Genomic DNA, 17,692 nt, shown 5'->3' on the forward strand with positions numbered 1-17,692 from the left:
GGTAAAGTTAGTGACAACATAATTCTTACTAAATCTATAGGAATTATTAAATTAGGATGGGGACAAGATCGAAAGGGGATGAGGTCGTGAAGAAATCAATCGTGGCAGCCGTTGTCATGGCGTTGGCAGGGGTGATCGCCGGGTGCGGAGCAGACGCGAAGAGCGGAGAGGCGCAAAAAGATAGCACGGTGAACAAGGCGGAAGGAAAAGTAACAAAGATTGTGGTTGGCACGGGCACGGCCTTTCCGAGGATTTGCTTTATTGACGAGAATGGAAAGCTGACCGGCTTTGACGTTGAGCTGGTGCGGGAGATCGATCAGCGTTTGCCGGAGTATGAGTTCGAGCTGCAGACGCAGGAATTCTCCAATCTGCTGCTGAGCCTGGAAACGAAGAAGATCGATTTTGTGGCTCACCAGATGGAGAAGAATCCGGAACGAACCGAAAAGTACCTGTTCAATAAAGAGCCTTACGCCTATTGGCGAAATAAAATCATTGTTGCCAAGGAGAACGACTCCATTCAATCACTGGATGATTTGAAAGGGAAGAAGGTATTGACCGGTGCAACCAGTGCGGCTGCTCAGATTCTGGAAAACTACAACAAGGACCATAACGATACGATCAATATTGTCTATCAGAACGGTGCGGCGAATGATACCGTAATTACGACGGGCCGTGTGGATGCAACCGTTGGGGCGGACTTTACGCTGCCGCTGATCGATCCGCAAGGAAAGCTGAAAACAACGGGTGATCACCTGTCGGAGGCCGATATCCTGTTCGTATTCCGTAAGGATGACCCGGACAGCCAGAAGCTGTCGGATGCGGTTGATGATGCGATCAGAGAGCTTAAATCGGATGGGACGCTGACCAAGCTGAGCAAGGAATGGCTGGGCGACGACTTCACGTCGTCGAATCCATGACGCGATAACCATACAGGAAGGGAGAAGGATTCATGGGGGCACCGTTCGATTTCACGTATGTGCTTAGCTTTTTGCCTAAACTCTTGTCGACCTTAGGCGTCACGCTGCTGATCGTGGCAGGCTCTCTGCTGGTGGGGATCGTCGTCGGTTTTCTGGTGGCCCTGCCTCGCCTGTACCGGATCCCGGTGCTGGACACGTTCTCCAAGGTGTACATATCGTTCTTCAGGGGAACGCCGATCCTGATCCAGCTCTTCTTGTTCTATTACGGTCTGCCGGAGATGCTGAAGCTGGTTCATATCGACATGTCCCGGGCGCCCGTCATAGTATTCGTGATCCTGACTTACGGGCTTCATACCGGAGCTTTCATGTCGGAGATGATTCGGGCATCGGTAACGGCGGTGGACAGAGGCCAGGTAGAGGCAGCATATGCCATGGGGATGAAGGGACATCAAGCCTTCCTTCGGATCGTTCTCCCCCAGGCGCTCGCGATCGCCGTTCCTGTATTTTCGAATATGGTGATTGCCCTGCTGAAGGATACCTCGCTGGCGTTCACCCTTGGACTGATGGAGATGACAGGAAAAGCGCAAACCCTGGGCAATATCACCCAGCATTTTATCGAGGCCTATCTGGCGCTGGCAATCATCTATCTTGTCATCAGCTTTACGCTGGAGAAACTGCTGCTGCGAGCGGAGCGGAGCCTGATGCGTCATGAGGTTCCGGAGTCGGCGGCCCGTAAAAGATTCCGTATGCAAAAGAAATGGTCCTACCGCCGCATCATTGCCGGAATGAGAGCTGAAAAAGGAGGTGCGGAGCTGTGAAAATCGACCCATCCTTCATATGGACCGCATTCGTAAACCTGCTGTCCGCGATCCCGACAACGCTGTTAATCACCGCCGTATCGGTATCGGTTGGATTCATGATCGGGTTAGTGGCGGCGTTTGTGCGGATCTATAAGGTGCCGGTGCTCAGCCAGATCGCCACCGTCTACGTGACCTTTATCCGGGGCACTCCCATGCTGACGCATCTGCTGCTGATCTATTTCGGCCTGCCGGTGCTGGTGGATGCGCTGTCCGCCCAGATGAGCTGGGGCTTTAAGTCATCCTCCATCCCGATGATCTGGTTAGCGTTCATATCGTTCTCCATTACAGCAGGGGCGTATATGTCGGAAGTGATCCGCTCCGGACTTCTCGCGGTCAACCGGGGGCAGCTGGAGGCAGGTTATTCGATCGGCATGACGACCTGGCAGGCGCTGCGCAGAATCGTATTCCCCCAAGCCTTGGCGGTCAGCTTGCCGAATCTGTCCAATTCGGTGATTGGTATGCTTCACGGTTCAACCTTGGCTTTTACCGTGTCGGTTGTGGATATTAATGCGCAGGCGCAGATCGTGGCATCGACCAATTGGAAGTTCTTCGAATCGTATCTGGCGGCGGCAGCTATTTTCTGGGGACTTACGCTCCTCATCGAGAGACTGACCGCAATCATTGAGAAACGAATCAATCTGTACAATCGGGGGGGCGTCGCATGATTCAACTAACCGGAATTTCAAAGTCCTACGGCAAGAACGCGGTGCTGAAATCGATTGATCTGACGGTAAACAAAGGGGAAGTGGTGGTGATTCTGGGGCCGAGCGGTTCGGGCAAAACCACGCTGCTGCGCTGCGTGAATTATCTCGAGAAGCCGAATGGGGGCGAGATAACCATCGGCGATTACCGGCTCGATTGCAAGCGGGCCACGAAGAAGGAGATTCACGAACTCCGCCAGCGATCGGCGATGGTGTTTCAGCAGTACAATCTGTTCAAACATAAGACGGCGATCGAGAACGTGATGGAAGGCTTGATCGTCGTCAAAAAAATGCCGAAGGCCGAGGCAAGGCAGAAGAGTGTCGCCCTGCTCGAAAAAGTCGGTCTTGCCGATAAGCTGGATGCCTATCCGAGCCAGCTCTCGGGCGGACAGCAGCAGCGGGTGGGCATTGCCAGGGCACTGGCCCTGGAGCCGGAGGTGATCCTGTTCGATGAGCCGACGTCAGCGCTCGACCCGGAGCTTGTGGGCGAGGTGCTTGCCGTCATTCGCAAAATCGCGAAGGAAGGGATCACCATGATCGTGGTGACCCATGAGATGGGCTTCGCGAGGGATGTGGCGAACCACGTTGTGTTCATGGACGAAGGCGTGATCGTGGAGCAGGGGCCCCCGTCCGAGCTGTTCCATCATCCGCGGGAAGAACGAACCAAGCAGTTTCTGAAGCGGATCACGCCTGAGTTTAACTATAGCATTTAGGAGGTTGACGAATATGGGGATTACGATAAGCGTGCTTGACCAAAGTCCGATGTATCCGGGGGAAACGGCAGCGGAGGCGTTCGCGCACACCGTGCTGCTTGCCCAAAAGTCGGAGGAGCTCGGCTTCCGGCGCTTCTGGGTTTCCGAGCATCACGATTCGGACCATGTGGCAGGGTCTTCGCCGGAGGTGCTCATCTCCTACCTGTTAGCCAGAACCCGAACCATCCGCGTGGGATCCGGCGGCGTCATGCTGCAGCATTACAGTCCCTACAAGGTAGCGGAGAATTTTAACGTGCTGGCCGCGCTCGCGCCGGGACGCGTGGATCTGGGCATCGGGCGCGCGCCTGGCGGGTTGCCGCGCAGCACGCAGGCACTGCAGCGGGGCGTGCAGGAGGACGCGTCATTAACGGATAAGATCGTCGAGCTTCGAAAGTTTGTGCACAATACGCTGGAGGAAGACCATCCGTTAGCCGGGCTGCGCGCCGCTCCGCTGCCGGAGACCGCCCCCGAGCTGTACGTGCTGGGGGCAAGCGCGGGCAGCGCGGAAATAGCGGCCGGACTCGGTCTGCCCTATGTATTCTCCCTCTTCATCAACGGGGAGGAATCCGCGGCGTTGGAGGCCATTCGCGTTTACCGAAGCACATTTGACTATACCTATGGCAGGGAACCGGAAATTCTTGTCGCTCTATCCGTAATTGTGGCCGATACGGAGGCGGAAGCGGCGGAGCTGGCAGGGGCAATGAAGCTGGTGAAGATTCATTTGGCCAGCGGCCGGACGCTGACGCTGGGGACGAGGGAACAGGCGGAAGAATTCGGACGCCAGGCAGGCGAACCGTATACGATTGAGGAACAGGAACCGTTCATCACTAAAGGGACGAAGGAGACCGTGCGTGAACAGCTGCTCCGGCTTCAGCGGGCTTCGGGTGTTGACGAAATCATCGTCACCAGCAACATCCAGCCCTTTGCCAAGCGAATCCGCTCATTCGAGCTGCTGAGTGAGGCGTTGGCTGAGGTTCCTGCCGAAGCATAAGGGAATCGTCGATGGGCACGTGACTATTTAGGAGGTTTTACGCATGCCAAACCATGTTTTATCCACGGACATAGACATTCAGCGAATTATTGAGATCCGGCGTCATCTGCACCGATACCCGGAGCTGTCGAACGAGGAGTTCGAAACGACGCAGCTGATCAGGGGCTGGCTTGAGGAAGCCGGGATACGGGTGGCGGAGTATCCGCTCGCCACAGGCATAATCGCCGAAGTCGGCGGACTTCAAGAGGGGCCGATCATTGCGCTGCGAGCGGACATCGACGCCCTGCCGATCCAGGAAGAGACGGGGCTTCCGTACGCCTCGACGATTCCCGGCAAGATGCATGCCTGCGGGCACGATTTTCATACGGCTGCCCTGATCGGGACGGCGTATGCCCTGAAGCAGCGGGAACAGGAGCTGAGAGGAACCGTGAGGCTGATCTTTCAGCCGGCCGAGGAGAAAGCCAAGGGCGCGAGGCAAGTCATCGACAGCGGGGCGCTCGAAGGCGTGCAGGCGATCTTCGGCATGCATAACAAGCCGGACCTGCCTGTCGGCACCATCGGCATTAAGGAGGGACCGCTAATGGCCGCCGCCGACGGCTTCGTGGTTGAGGTGGCGGGGAAGGGGTCCCATGCGGCCGTACCCGAAGCGGGCCTTGACCCGATCGTGACCGCGTCGCATATCATTACGGCCCTCCAGTCAATTGTAAGCCGGAATGTGAGCCCCTCGAAGAGCGCCGTCATCAGCGTTACGAAGCTGCATAGCGGGACCGCGTGGAATGTGATTCCGGATAAAGCGCTGCTGGAAGGCACCATACGTACCTTCGATGACGACGTCAGGCAACAGGTGCTTGAACGATTCAACCAGGTGGTTCAAGGCGTGGCCGCAGCTTTCGGAACGACGGCTGCCGTGCGCTGGATCGAGGGACCGCCGCCGGTCCATAGTGACCGCAGGCTGGCGGAGCTCGGTTATATCGCCGCTGCCGAAGCGGGATATGAGGCGGTGATACCGGTTCCTTCGCCGGCCGGAGAGGATTTTGCGGTGTACCAGCGCGAGGTTCCCGGGTTGTTTGTTTTCATGGGGACGGCGGGCGAGCAGGAGTGGCACCATTCGGCATTTGATCTGGATGAGCGGGCGATTCCGGTCAGCATCGACTTCTTCACGAGGCTGGCGGAGCGGGCGCTCGGGCATTACCGCTCCGGCGGGGAGACTTCGCTATCGCCATCGGTATCACCCTCGCCCTCGGCAGCACCATCGCCATAAGGAATACCTTCTGTTGCTGTCATCTGAAAGGAAGCACCGGTTTATCTATCAAGCTTTACCGTTATGATGCCCGGAACATGAACCTTGCGCGGGATGTGAAGGAGCTTTTTGTTATTATTTCTGTCGGCAGGTCATAATCGAGTTTGTATTGGAGGAGATCGAATGAGCGAATTCCTTATCGAAGCTTTTGTTAATACCCATGATCAACTGCTGGCCGCCGTCGCCGACCTTAGCGAGGATCAGCTCCAATGGAAGCAAGCCCCGCACATATGGAGCGTGCAGGAGGTGCTCTCTCATCTGGTAGATCACAGCATCGTGGTTTCGTTCCGGATTCGGGATATTCTGGCCGGGACGACGACCCAGCTGCCCGGGTTCAATCAGGATGCCTGGGTCAACGGCCAATATTCGAACGAAGGCAGAGCCGAGGATATATTGGAAGCATTCCGGGCGCTGCTGCACTATAACAGCTTGCTGCTTCGCCGCTTGAGCGGGGCCGATACGGCCAAAACCGGCATCAATATCAAAGGGGAGACCGTCAGCGTCTCAGATATCGTCAATGGTTTTACCCGCCACGTACAGAATCATCTCGGGCAGATCGAACGCATTAAACTGGCTGCCGCTCCGGTGTGAGACGAGGGCGCCAATATCTGTAAGGAGGAATGGAATATGGCAAAGCAAAGACAATTGAAACTGGGGGCGCTCCTGCACGGCGTGGGGGGAGGAACCTCCATGTGGCGGCATCCGGACGCGCAGCCTGACGCAAGCGTTAATTTTGGGCTGTATAAGCAGTGGGTTCAGAAAGCCGAAGAGGGCAAGTTCGATCTGATCTTCATTGCGGACGGCTTGTATATCAACGAAAAATCAATCCCGCATTTTCTGAATCGCTTTGAGCCGATCACCATTCTGAGCGCACTAGCCGCCGTCAGTAAAAACATCGGTCTAGTCGGTACGTTATCAACCTCGTACAGCGAGCCGTTCACCGTTGCCCGTCAGTTCGCTTCGCTCGACAAGATTAGCGACGGACGGGCAGGCTGGAACATCGTCACTTCTCCACTGGAGGGCTCCGCCCTGAATTACGGCAGGAAGGAGCATCCGGAGCACGATAAGCGATATCGGATCGCAACGGAGTATTTGGAGGTGGCCCGGGGCCTATGGGATTCCTGGGAGGACGATGCTTTCGTGCGGAATAAGGAGACGGGCGTTTTTTTCGATCCCGAGAAAATGCACACGCTGAATCACGAAGGCGAGTTCTTCTCCGTGAAGGGGCCGCTGAACATCGCCCGTTCCAAGCAGGGACAGCCGGTTATATTTCAAGCGGGATCGTCCGAGGTCGGCAAGAACTACGCCTCCAAGGAAGCTGATGCCGTATTCACCGGTCATGAGTCCGTGGAGGATGCGGCAGCCTTTTATCAGGACGTGAAGGCGCGGGCGGCGGGATTCGGCCGGAATCCGGACGAAGTGCTGATCTTCCCCGGCATCAGTCCGATTATCGGCAGCACGGCCGAAGAGGCCGAGCGCAAATATGAGGAGGTAGCCAGTCTGGTGACCATCGAGAATGCCCTGGATTACCTCGGCCGCTTCTTCGAGCATCACGATTTCTCCCAGTACCCGCTGGATGAACCGTTCCCTGAGCTGGGTGACTTGGGCAAGAACAGTTTCCAGAGCGGCACTGACAAAATCAAAAGGGATGCCAAGGAGAAGGGGCTCACGCTCCGGCAAGTGGCGCTGCAGTCGGCCACGCCGCGCGGCGGGTTTATCGGCACGCCGGAGCAGGTGGCAGACAAGATCCAGGCTTGGTTCGAAGCAGGCGCGGCCGACGGCTTTATGACCACCGCGGCGGTGCCGAACGGGCTGGAGGATTTTGTGGACCAAGTCGTGCCGATTCTGCAGGAGAGAGGCCTCTACAGAACCGAGTACGAGAGCGACACGCTGCGCGGCAATTTGGGATTGCCCGTGCCCGAGAACCGGTACAGCAAAGGTAAGGCAGTTGCTGCACGTTCATAATAGGGAGCAGTGGGCATGACGGCAGCTGTAGAACTGGATGAAATGATGGATTTTGCGGGGGAGCTTCATGAAGAGCTCTCCAGGATCCGGAGGGACCTTCATCAGCATCCCGAGCTCCTGTACGATGTCTTCCGCACTTCGAAGCTTGTGGCTGATCTCTTGGAGTCGTGGGGGATTGAGGTTAGGCGGAATGTGGGCAGACATTTCGGGATGGGGATCATCGGTACGCTTCATGGAACGGCCGGCAGCGGACCGACCCTTCTGCTGCGAGCCGACATGGATGCCCTGCCGATCCGGGAGGAGAACGACGTGTCTTACCGATCGAAACATGAAGGGGTGATGCATGCTTGCGGGCATGATGCCCATACCGCAATGCTGCTGGGCGCGGCGCGGACCTTGGCACACTATCGCCATCGCGTCCGCGGCACGATCCGCTTTGTCTTTCAGCCTGCCGAGGAAGGGGCTCTACCAAGTCCGCTAGACGGACGGCTGCTGTCGGGCGGGCGCGATATGATTGAAGACGGCGTGCTGGAGCATGCGGATCAATGTTATGCCCTCCATGTGATGCCTGAGCTGCCTGTCGGTTCGTTTGGCGTCCATACCCGCTATGCCATGGCGGCATCAAGCCATTTTAGAGTGCATTTCCATGGGACCCCGGGGCATCACAGCTCCCCTCATCTGGCTACGGATGCCCTCCAAATGGCAGCCCGGTACGTAACGGAGGCCAACAGCTTGATGGCCAACCGGGTGGATCCCTCTGAACCAGCCGTGCTGGCATTCGGGACGCTTCAGGCAGGCACCGCCATCAACGTCATCGCTGCGCACAGTGAGCTTGCGGGAACCTTTCGGGCGTTTCGGAAGGACACCGTGGCGGCGATTACGGAGGGCTTAAGGCGCCTGGCCGCCTCCATTGCGGACCAAGCAGGCGGCAGCTATAAGCTGGAGCTTCGTGAAGGGATGGCCGTGGTCAACGACGGAACCGCGCTGCGTCGTATGACGCAAGCCGCAGGGCAAGTGCTGGGCGAGGAGCAAGTACATGTGCTCCATCCACCCAGCCTGGCAGGCGAGGATTTTGGTTGGTACCTGGATCAGGTCCCGGGCGCTTTTGGATTCATCGGTTGCGGGAACCGGGATCGGGGGATCGTCCATGCGATTCACCAGCCCCGATTCGATGTGGATGAAGCTGTCCTGGTGCATGGGACGCGAATATGGGTGCGCCTAGCCCTACATGACGTTAACGAATAAGGAGGAAATCATGACGAAAATCGCCTTTATAGCAGGAAGCCCGACTCAAGGGTCGCGCTTGTTCGGATTGACGCAATATGTAGAGGATCGCCTGGTCATTGCCGGCTACGAGATCGAATTCATCTCGGCAGCGGATCTACCGGCTGAGGATTTGCTGCGGGCCGATTTCAACAGTCCGGCCATCAAGCAGGTCATAACGGCGGTTGAAGGAGCTGCTGCCGTGATCATTGCCAGCCCGGTGTATAAAGCTTCTTATTCAGGGGCGTTGAAAACGATTTTGGATATTCTTCCTCAAAAAGGTTTGCAAGGCAAAGTCGTGCTCCCGCTGTTCATCGGGGGCACCATCGCGCATTTACTCGCGGTGGATTATGCGCTGAAGCCGGTAATATCCGCACTCGGAGGAACCCATATTCTCAGCGGGGTGTTTGCTGTAGATCAGTGGATCACCCGTCTCGAACTGGGCGAATACGACCTCACGGAGCAGCTGAGAGAACGCTTGGATGACGCGCTAAACGAGCTGCAATCAGAACTGGCCCGATATTCGGCTGTGCCGGCGGAGCGGCAGGGGCAGGCGGTCTGACCCTAAGTTTCCAAGGCAAACTGTGTGCGATCTTGAGATTCAGCAGCCGCGATCCGAATCCGTGGATCGTGGTTTTGCGCTGCCATAATTACCGAGGGTTAAGGGCTCAAATAGAGAATCAAGAAGTGAGGATAGAACTTCTCTATATGGTCTTGTAGAACAGAATGCTGGGTGATAGAGTAATCAACAACATAATTCCGACTATACTCATTGGAAATATGAATGTATGTAATGCCAGTGAGAGCGACAAATAAGTATTCCAGCATCTTATGCGGCATTCCATTAATAAAAATCGAATTCGAAGGGAGTCAGTCTGGATATGAGAAACCATGCTCGAAAACGAGGAAAACCGGTTGCCGCAGCTGCTATGGTATTGATGCTGCTGCTGTCCGCATGCGGAGGGCAGCAGGCCACCTCAGGGAGCACGACGGCAGCAGGAGCGCTTGCCGCACAAGGCGTACCCGCTCAGGGAGGAGAACTCAGCTTTGCCCTTGCGACATCGCCTGACACGCTGGATCCGCACCGCAGCGGGCTGGCGGTATCCGTTCGAGTCATCCGTACGATTCACGACAGTCTGGTGGTTCAGCTGCCTGATCATACGATCAAGCCTTGGCTGGCGACGGAGTGGGAAGTCTCGGAGGATGGCCTCAGCTATACGTTCAAGCTTCGGAAGGACGTGAAGTTCCACGACGGTACCCCGTTTAATGCGGAAGCGGTGAAATATAATTTCGACCGGATCCTGGATCCGGCCACGAAAGCGTCCAATGCGGCAGCATTGCTGCAGCCGTACCAGTCTTCGGAAGTTCTGGACGAATATACGGTCAAGCTGAATCTGGCCACGCCATCCCGAGCTTTTCTCGGCAATTTGAGTCAAGCATTACTGGGGATTGTCTCTCCGGCCGCGGCACAAAAATACGGCGATCAGCTCGGGCAGCATCCGGTCGGCACCGGGCCGTTCAAGTTTGTGAAATGGGAGGAGAACGCAGGGATTCACGTAGAACGTAATCCGGATTACAAGTGGGCGCCGGAGCTGGTGACCAATCAGGGAGCCCCTTATTTGGACGGCATCGATTTCCGAATCGTTCCGGAGGAGGCCACGCGAATCGGAAGCGTTCAGAGCAAGCAGGTGCTTGCCGCCGAGACGGTGCCGCCCCAGCATATTTTGACGCTGGAGAAGGACCCGAACTTCCAGCTGCTGCAGACGAACACCGTCGGGTTGCCCTACACGCTTTTTTTCAATAAAGACCGCGAACCATGGAATGAATTAAAAGCGCGGCAGGCCGTACAGCTTGCGGTGGATGTGGATACGATCGTTAAGACATTGTATTTAGGCACTTATGAGCGTGCCTGGTCCCCGTTAACGCCGGGAACGTTCGGGTATGACGCATCGCTTGAGCAGTCGATTAAGCCGGACATCCCAAAGGCTAATCGGCTGCTGGATGAGCTCGGATGGGTGAGGGGCGAAGACGGAATCCGGGTTAAGGACGGCAAGAAACTTACGCTTCGCTATGTGGACGGCACGCCGAACCGGGAGAAGCGCAACGATATTGCGGTGATGATTCAGCAGCAGCTGAAGCAGATCGGCATCGCCGTCGAGGTCGAAATCACAAAGGATATCCGCACGGTGGTGTATACCAACGGCGATTATGATTTGTACGGCAACAGCCAGGTGAACTCGGATCCGAACGCACTCTATTCGTTCTATCACTCCTATGATCCGAAAGGCCAGGCGAGCCTGTCCAGGCTGAACGATCCGGATGTGGATCAATGGCTTGAACAGGGGCGGGTGGAGAAGGACGACGCGAAACGTGCGGAGCTGTACCAGCTTGTCCAGCAATATATCATCGACCATGCGATCATCCTCCCGATTTATGTGTTTCCATACACGGTGGCAGCATCGAACTCGGTTCAAGGCGTGCTGTTCGATTCGCTGGGCTACCCGTTATTCAATGATGTGTCTCTGCAAAAATAGAAGAAAGGGGGCCTGAAGAAGTATGGCTAGAACGTTGACCTGGCGAGTGTTGACCTCTTTGATTGTCATCGTCGGTTCGCTTGTCCTGGTATTCTCCATTCTATATGTCCTTCCGGGGGACCCGACGGATAACATGGTGGATCCCTCCATGGCAACGCCGGAAGTGATCGCGAATCTGCGGCACGAGCTTGGGGTCGACCAACCCTTTCATATTCAGTTCCTTCGTTATTTCGGCGGCATTCTTCAAGGCGATTTCGGCATGTCGCTGATCAATTCCGATCCGGTGCTGCCGAAGATCGTGGAGAGTTTCCCGGCAACGCTCGCGCTGACGGCGGCAAGCTCGCTGGTCTCGGTCATCGTTGGCATTCTGCTTGGGGTATTGTCGGCGATTCACCGGAACAAGGCGATTGACATCATCGCCCGGATCGTCGGTTTATTCGGCATATCGATGCCCACCTTCTGGTCGGGCATTCTGCTGATCCTGATTTTCTCCATCACGCTGGGCTGGTTCCCGGCCATGGGCTCGGATGGCTGGAAGACGCTGGTGCTGCCGGCACTGGCGCTGGGAACGGTGGGAGCAGGCTTCATCGTGCGCATGGTCCGTAACAGCATGCTCGATGTGATCAACGAGCAGTTCATCGTGACCTTGCGTTCTAAAGGCCTTGCGGAGCGGGCGGTGATGTACCGTCATGCACTGCGCAATGCGCTGATTCCAGCCGTGACCATGATCGGGATGCTTGTCGGCGAGATGCTGGCGGGCACGGTGGTCATCGAGACGGTTTTTTCCCGGCAGGGGATCGGCAGAATTATTGCCGATGCCATCATGGCCAAGGATCTGCCAGTCGTTCAAGGGGTGATTCTTTTTTCCGCCATCATCTATGTCATCGTGAACCTGATCGTGGATATTTCCTATGCATGGATTGATCCGCGCGTCAGACGTTCGGCTTAAAGAAGAGGAGGGAGTTCATATGAGAGAGGCGGTCTCCGCCAAAACGGTTTGGCGTGAACGAAGGCTGACGTCCCCTTCTACGCGCCGGCTCGGCCGATTCTCGGCGAATGATGGGTTCTTGTACGCCGCAGGTTTGGTTGTGCTGTTTATCGTCGCATGCGCCATCGTGCCGCAGTGGATTGCGCCTTATGCCCCGACGGATATGTTGACGGACCGTATTATGCAGGCGCCGAGCGCGGCCCATCTATTTGGTACCGACTATTTTGGCAGGGATATATTCAGCGTGGTCGTTCATGGCAGCCGGGATTCGCTCTTTATCGGTTTTGCCTCCGTCCTCGTGGGAGGGTTGATTGGCGGCACGATCGGAGCATTGTCCGGGTATGCAGGTGGCTGGGTGGATACCGTTCTGATGCGGTTGAACGATATTCTGATGACCATTCCGGGCATCCTGCTCGCATTGGCGATTGCCGGGGCTCTCGGTCCGAGCCTGTTCAATGTTGTGCTGGCGGTGGCAGTCTCCGCCATACCGGGTTATGCGCGGGTGATGAGGGCCCAGATTATGAGCATCAAGAACCGGACGTTCGTGAAGGCGGCCGGGTCCATCGGCGCTTCGCCGCTGCGTATTTTTTGGCGCCATGTGCTGCCGAACAGCCTGTCCCCCCTTCTGGTTATGGCAACCATCGGCATCGGAACCTCCATACTGACAGGGTCGGGGCTGAGCTTTCTCGGTCTTGGCGTGCTTCGCGAAGTGCCGGATTGGGGGACGCTGCTCTCTCAAGGCAGAGGATACCTCGCCGTTGCGTGGTGGATGTGCACCTTTCCCGGTCTTGCCATTACGGCATTCGTGCTGTCCGTCAATATTATAGGCGACCGGCTGAGAGATCATCTCGATCCAAAAAAAATCACGCAGCGATAGGAGGACATGGATGAGTAATTTACTGGATATTCAACAGCTGTCGGTTGATTTTAGAACCCGGCGGGGGACGATTCATGCGATCCGCGACGTGACGCTTTCGATAGGGGCAGGGGAGACGGTATGTCTGGTGGGCGAATCCGGGAGTGGCAAGACGGTGACGTCCAAAGCCATCATGCGCCTGATCGATCATGAGCATGGCCGGATCACGGGCGGTTCCCTGAGGCTTGGCGGGACGGATCTTGCCAGCCTGACGGAGGCCGAGCTGAGGCGTTATCGCGGGAAAAAAATGGCGATGGTTTTTCAAGAGCCCATGGCTGCCTTTGATCCCGTCTTTACCATTGGGCAGCAGATTGAGGAAACCATTCTGCAGCATGAGCGGGTATCGAAGCGGGAGGCGAGGGATCGTGCGGCCAGGCTGCTTGGACGGGTAGGCATTCCCGAACCGGAGCTGCGGCTGAAGCAGTATCCGGGGGAACTGTCCGGCGGGATGCTGCAAAGGGCGATGATCGCCATGTCCTTGTCCTGCGGGCCGGATCTTCTGATCGCGGACGAACCGACAACCGCGCTGGATGTCACGATACAAGCGCAGATTCTGCGCCTGCTGAAGGATCTGCAGCAGGAATTCGGCATGTCCATCCTGCTGATTACGCATGATCTGGGGATCGCGGCCGATATGGCGGACCGGATCGTGGTGATGTATGCGGGGGAGATCGTCGAATTAAACAACCTTGTTTCAACTAGCCACAGTAATATGCGTTTGCGTGGCATTAAACATTTCCAGCACCCATTTCATGATTCACTTTCTAAAAGCGATCGCAATTCTAACGAGAACTGCAACAATCAGCAATATTTCCGGAGTGCCTAATGGTGTAAGAAAATAAAGTTCGTTACTAAAAAGCTTGTTTCTATGGATTTTAAAGGTTTATTTTACAATCCATGTGTTGAGCAATTTTGTTAGTGTCGGTTTCTTTCGTTAGGGGCAAACAGGAAATGTAGAAAATAAAGTTTGTTATTGATATTTGCTTTTGTAAAAACAGAACCAAAAAATTGGAGCTGCCGCGGCAACTCCACAATATAAATAATCGTTGTTGTTGTTGTTCCTAGTCATTAATGATCTGGAAAAATACCTTTTGAGAGGGAAGTTTTCTTTTAAACCAATCATTATCATGTTTCATCATATAGTCATAGTTACTTTTTTCCAAGTGCTATCATTAGTTGGGTCCGGTTCAATACATTATTCTGGGCCATAACATCCATTATTTTCTCCCTGAGAAGATTTACCCGAGACTGAATATAACTTTCACTAGTGGATCATTCTGTTGGTGGTGCATATACTGTATTGTTGCTTTAAACAGAGCATCTAATTCAATGATCAGCCATTAACGTAAGCGTATTCAATCATATTCGCTAAAATCCTGAGTTCTTAAAATTAAGGAGAGATCATTTTGCAAACTGCACAGGTAACTATGGTTAGTATACCATTCCCAACAAAATGGGGTATCCGCGCTGATATAGCTGGTAGACCGATCGTTTGGGGAGAACTCATCATTAACTCTATTACTGATAACAGGGTAATTGGTACGATTAATTTTCGTGGTATGCCTATTCCAATTCATGGATCTTGGAATGAAAGCGCCAAACAAATCACATTTGATTCACCTTATGCCACATACTCCGGTAACTTAACTATATTTGACGATCCTCCGATTAGAATTCGACATTTTATTTTGAGTGGACGTCTTATTATGAAACCTCCCTCTCTACAAGCAGGTGAATATGGAACTTGGATTGCTACAACTGATATAAGTCTGAACGCATACCCCATTAGTGGAAATTCCTTGCCATACCAGTATACTGATCAATTGCCTCCTGTTGGAGTCTTTTTAACATCGAATATACTATATCAACTTCAGGAGCAGCATTTGGGGAGATTTCGGGGTTGAACAGACTTAAATGCTGATATGGCCCCGTCTTTCGCACCTTACAAAAGACGGGGAATACAGGAGTACTTTACCGGGCATTCGGAAATATTCGTTGCACCATCTCATTAAATTCCTCAACAAAACCTGCGACCGGCCGTCCTTCTTGCACATCCCTTACGTACGCATTGATTCGGTCAATGAAATCCGGATTGGTGGAAACATATACATTTTGGATGGTCGGATCGGTTTCCCTGACTTTGGAAGCGATTTGATCTTCAATCTCCCTGCTTAACTGGCTCTGCCCATCATCCAATACCGCAGCGACATAAGCATTTCTTTGTGTAACCACCACATTGGCTTGTTTCACTCCAGGGATCGACACTATTTTTTGCGCCGCTTGGTCTGCTACTAGAATGCGATTATCCGCAGGATTCGTATCCGTTTGTTGTTGTATTCGATCTATCCGATCTGTTCGATTTCCTTGTTGCCTCACCTCATTATTATCGGTACATCCCGTTGCAACGATCGGAAGCACCACAAATGTTAAGGCAATAACCATCTTCATGTATCTTTTGTTTACCATTGTAACCTTCTCCTTTTTCTGCTTAGTAGAATCCTTTTTATATTTCCCTTGGATTCCCCATATTATCCTTTTGGTTTTACGAACAATGCAGCCAAAAATGAAAAAATAATCGCTGCAGAAATTCCGGCACTGGTCACCTCAAAAATTCCGGTGATGACCCCGATCCAACCGTCGCTCTTTAATGCCTCAAGCGCACCGTGAACGAGCGCATTACCAAAGCTCGTAATCGGCACTGAAGCTCCCGCGCCGGCAAATTCAATTAACGGATCGTACCATCCAATTCCATCGAGAAACGCCCCCAACACAACAAGCAAGCTCATTGTATGGGCCGGTGTGAGCTTAAATACATCGAAACAAAATTGACCGAAGACACAGATTGCGCCGCCAACTAGAAATGCCCATACAAATATCATCACAAACTCCTCCCAGCTTCTATCGATACGGCATGAGCAATACAGGGGATGCTTTCCCCTTGTTGGAAGGAGATCGGGGATAGAAGCGCACCCGTGGCTACAACGAGGATTCGTTTTAATTCGCCCTTTCGCATACGTTTCAGCAAATGTCCATACGTAACAACCGCGGAACACCCACAGCCGCTTGCACCAGACTGAACCATTTGAGTTTCATAATCGTAAATCATCATTCCGCAATCGGAATATTCGGTTTGACCGATTGGGAAGTTATGTTTTTTAAACAATTTACAAGCGATTTCATAACCGATTTTAGAGAGGTCACCGGTTACAATCAGATCATAATAACCAGGTTCAATTTCCAAGTCGCGCTTCTGGTGCAGCTTCTGGTGCAGTTTCTAGTGTAGTTTCTGATATAGTTTCTGAAACTGTTTCTGAGACTGTTTCTGAAGTGGCTCCTGGTACAGTTTCTGGTACAGTTTCTGGTACAGTTTCTGGTGCAGTTTCCGAGGCTGCTTTCAAGGCGATTTCCAAAACTGTTCCAGGGGAAGCGTCGCAACCACGATGTGCTGATATAAGCTTTGGCATCGATGAGATGACGATTAAGAATAGCTTGGATATTCAGAAGCACAAGCATGATCCGTTCGTAGAATCCCCGGACGTGTTGTTTGCCGTCGAGAATCTCCGAAAGTATTATCCCGTGCATGGGGATGGCTTCGGCAGGAAGAAGCTGATCCGGGCCGTGGATGACGTAAGCTTCACGATTCGCAGGAGGGAAACCTTCGGGCTGGTTGGTGAATCCGGGAGCGGGAAATCCACGCTGGGCCGAGTGCTGCTGCAGCTGGAGCGGGCAACGGAGGGCAAGGTCCTGTTCGAAGGAGAGGACCTGACGAAGCTGGGAGGCACGGCATTGCGCAGGGCACGACGCCATATGCAGACGATCTTTCAGGATCCCTACGGGTCGCTTGATCCTCGCTGGAGGATCGGGGACAGTATTGCCGAACCGCTCTTGGTACACCTTCATCTGCCCGCATCGGCCGTGCAGGAGCGTGTCCATGAGCTGCTTGGTCTGGTCGGGCTTGACCCTTCGTGGGCGGATCGGTATCCCCATGAATTCTCCGGAGGGCAGCGGCAGCGCATTGGCATCGCCAGGGCCATCGCGCTGAACCCGCGGTTTATACTGGCTGATGAAGCGGTGTCCGCTCTGGACGTGTCGGTTCAGGCGCAGATAATGAATTTGCTGCAGGACTTGCAGCAGAGGCTAGGCCTGACCTATCTGTTCATCGCCCACGGCCTGCAAGTCGTTCGCCATCTATCCGATAGGATCGGCGTGATGTACCTTGGGAAGCTGGTCGAGATTGCCCCGAGCGAATCCCTGTTTCTCAGGCCGGCCCATCCGTATACGCGGGCGCTGATCGATTCGATACCGCAGGGAGCTCCGGGCGGAAGCCAGCCGACAGGCGGCATAGAGGGAGAGATTCCCTCTCCGGCGAATCCGCCTTCCGGCTGTCGGTTCCATACCCGCTGCCCGCTTGTAACCGCACGCTGCCGCGAAGAAGAACCGCCATTGCTGGTTCTGGAGAGCGGCCATTATGCAGCCTGTCATCATCCGCTGTGAGGATTATGGCG

At 54.4% G+C, this 17,692-nt stretch carries 18 protein-coding genes and 1 pseudogene; 16 read left to right on the forward strand and 3 right to left on the reverse strand.

The window, feature by feature from the left end; genetic code table 11:
• Positions 1-86: 86 nt before the first annotated feature.
• From AC3RCL_RS05585 to AC3RCL_RS05655, 15 genes are all read left to right on the forward strand, one after another.
• Positions 87-917, forward strand: coding sequence for a transporter substrate-binding domain-containing protein (locus AC3RCL_RS05585; protein WP_492534768.1), 831 nt, complete (start codon positions 87-89; stop codon positions 915-917).
• A gap of 32 nt (positions 918-949) precedes the next feature.
• Positions 950-1,735 (forward strand): amino acid ABC transporter permease, encoded by a 786-nt coding sequence (locus tag AC3RCL_RS05590; RefSeq protein ID WP_492534769.1) that lies wholly within the window; start codon positions 950-952, stop codon positions 1,733-1,735.
• The gene (locus AC3RCL_RS05595) at positions 1,732-2,442 is read left to right on the forward strand and encodes an amino acid ABC transporter permease (protein ID WP_426198833.1); all 711 of its coding nucleotides are present in this window, start codon (positions 1,732-1,734) and stop codon (positions 2,440-2,442) included. The genes AC3RCL_RS05590 and AC3RCL_RS05595 overlap by 4 nt, the downstream gene beginning before the upstream one ends.
• Positions 2,439-3,191 (forward strand): amino acid ABC transporter ATP-binding protein, encoded by a 753-nt coding sequence (locus tag AC3RCL_RS05600; protein ID WP_426198831.1) that lies wholly within the window; start codon positions 2,439-2,441, stop codon positions 3,189-3,191. Before AC3RCL_RS05595 ends, AC3RCL_RS05600 begins: the two co-directional genes overlap by 4 nt.
• Positions 3,192-3,204: 13 nt before the next feature.
• The gene (locus AC3RCL_RS05605) at positions 3,205-4,221 is read left to right on the forward strand and encodes an LLM class flavin-dependent oxidoreductase (RefSeq protein WP_492534771.1); all 1,017 of its coding nucleotides are present in this window, start codon (positions 3,205-3,207) and stop codon (positions 4,219-4,221) included.
• 43 nt (positions 4,222-4,264) lie between these two features.
• Positions 4,265-5,482, forward strand: coding sequence for a M20 peptidase aminoacylase family protein (locus tag AC3RCL_RS05610; protein ID WP_426198827.1), 1,218 nt, complete (start codon positions 4,265-4,267; stop codon positions 5,480-5,482).
• A gap of 162 nt (positions 5,483-5,644) precedes the next feature.
• The gene (locus AC3RCL_RS05615) at positions 5,645-6,112 is read left to right on the forward strand and encodes a DinB family protein (protein WP_426198826.1); all 468 of its coding nucleotides are present in this window, start codon (positions 5,645-5,647) and stop codon (positions 6,110-6,112) included.
• 36 nt (positions 6,113-6,148) lie between these two features.
• Complete coding sequence (locus AC3RCL_RS05620) at positions 6,149-7,486, forward strand: LLM class flavin-dependent oxidoreductase (RefSeq protein ID WP_492534772.1); 1,338 nt, start codon at positions 6,149-6,151, stop codon at positions 7,484-7,486.
• Positions 7,487-7,501: 15 nt separating this feature from the next.
• Positions 7,502-8,731, forward strand: a complete 1,230-nt coding sequence (locus AC3RCL_RS05625; RefSeq protein WP_426198825.1) for a M20 metallopeptidase family protein — start codon at positions 7,502-7,504, stop codon at positions 8,729-8,731.
• 10 nt (positions 8,732-8,741) lie between these two features.
• On the forward strand, positions 8,742-9,311 hold the full coding sequence (gene ssuE, locus AC3RCL_RS05630; protein ID WP_426198823.1) for an NADPH-dependent FMN reductase: 570 nt from the start codon (positions 8,742-8,744) through the stop codon (positions 9,309-9,311).
• A 319-nt stretch (positions 9,312-9,630) separates the two neighbouring features.
• Positions 9,631-11,283, forward strand: coding sequence for an ABC transporter substrate-binding protein (locus tag AC3RCL_RS05635; RefSeq protein WP_426198821.1), 1,653 nt, complete (start codon positions 9,631-9,633; stop codon positions 11,281-11,283).
• A gap of 22 nt (positions 11,284-11,305) precedes the next feature.
• Positions 11,306-12,232 carry an ABC transporter permease gene (locus tag AC3RCL_RS05640; protein ID WP_194541165.1) on the forward strand — a complete coding sequence of 309 codons (927 nt, stop codon included), beginning with the start codon at positions 11,306-11,308 and terminating at the stop codon, positions 12,230-12,232.
• A gap of 19 nt (positions 12,233-12,251) precedes the next feature.
• A complete protein-coding gene (locus AC3RCL_RS05645) occupies positions 12,252-13,148 on the forward strand; it encodes an ABC transporter permease (protein WP_426198818.1) in 897 nt (298 codons plus the stop codon).
• Positions 13,149-13,158: 10 nt separating this feature from the next.
• Positions 13,159-14,013, forward strand: coding sequence for an ABC transporter ATP-binding protein (locus AC3RCL_RS05650; RefSeq protein WP_426198816.1), 855 nt, complete (start codon positions 13,159-13,161; stop codon positions 14,011-14,013).
• Between the two features lie 580 nt (positions 14,014-14,593).
• Positions 14,594-15,091, forward strand: coding sequence for a hypothetical protein (locus AC3RCL_RS05655; RefSeq protein WP_426198814.1), 498 nt, complete (start codon positions 14,594-14,596; stop codon positions 15,089-15,091).
• Positions 15,092-15,158: 67 nt separating this feature from the next.
• Here the strand turns inward: AC3RCL_RS05655 and AC3RCL_RS05660 are convergent, their stop codons facing one another.
• From AC3RCL_RS05660 to AC3RCL_RS05670, 3 genes and pseudogenes are all read right to left on the reverse strand, one after another.
• The gene (locus tag AC3RCL_RS05660; protein WP_268633785.1) at positions 15,159-15,653 is read right to left on the reverse strand and encodes a YhcN/YlaJ family sporulation lipoprotein; all 495 of its coding nucleotides are present in this window, start codon (positions 15,651-15,653) and stop codon (positions 15,159-15,161) included.
• A gap of 62 nt (positions 15,654-15,715) precedes the next feature.
• On the reverse strand, positions 15,716-16,066 hold the full coding sequence (spoVAE, locus tag AC3RCL_RS05665; protein WP_426198811.1) for a stage V sporulation protein AE: 351 nt from the start codon (positions 16,064-16,066) through the stop codon (positions 15,716-15,718).
• Positions 16,066-16,434 (reverse strand): annotated as a pseudogene (locus tag AC3RCL_RS05670) (stage V sporulation protein AD); the annotation flags it as partial. The gene spoVAE and the pseudogene AC3RCL_RS05670, both read right to left, overlap by 1 nt.
• A gap of 224 nt (positions 16,435-16,658) precedes the next feature.
• Here AC3RCL_RS05670 and AC3RCL_RS05675 point away from each other — a divergent pair.
• Positions 16,659-17,681: an ABC transporter ATP-binding protein gene (locus AC3RCL_RS05675; RefSeq protein WP_492534773.1), complete on the forward strand. Its 1,023-nt coding sequence runs from the start codon at positions 16,659-16,661 to the stop codon at positions 17,679-17,681.
• Positions 17,682-17,692: the final 11 nt, after the last annotated feature.

The sequence above is a fragment of the Paenibacillus sp. MT86 genome, assembly GCF_058792535.1.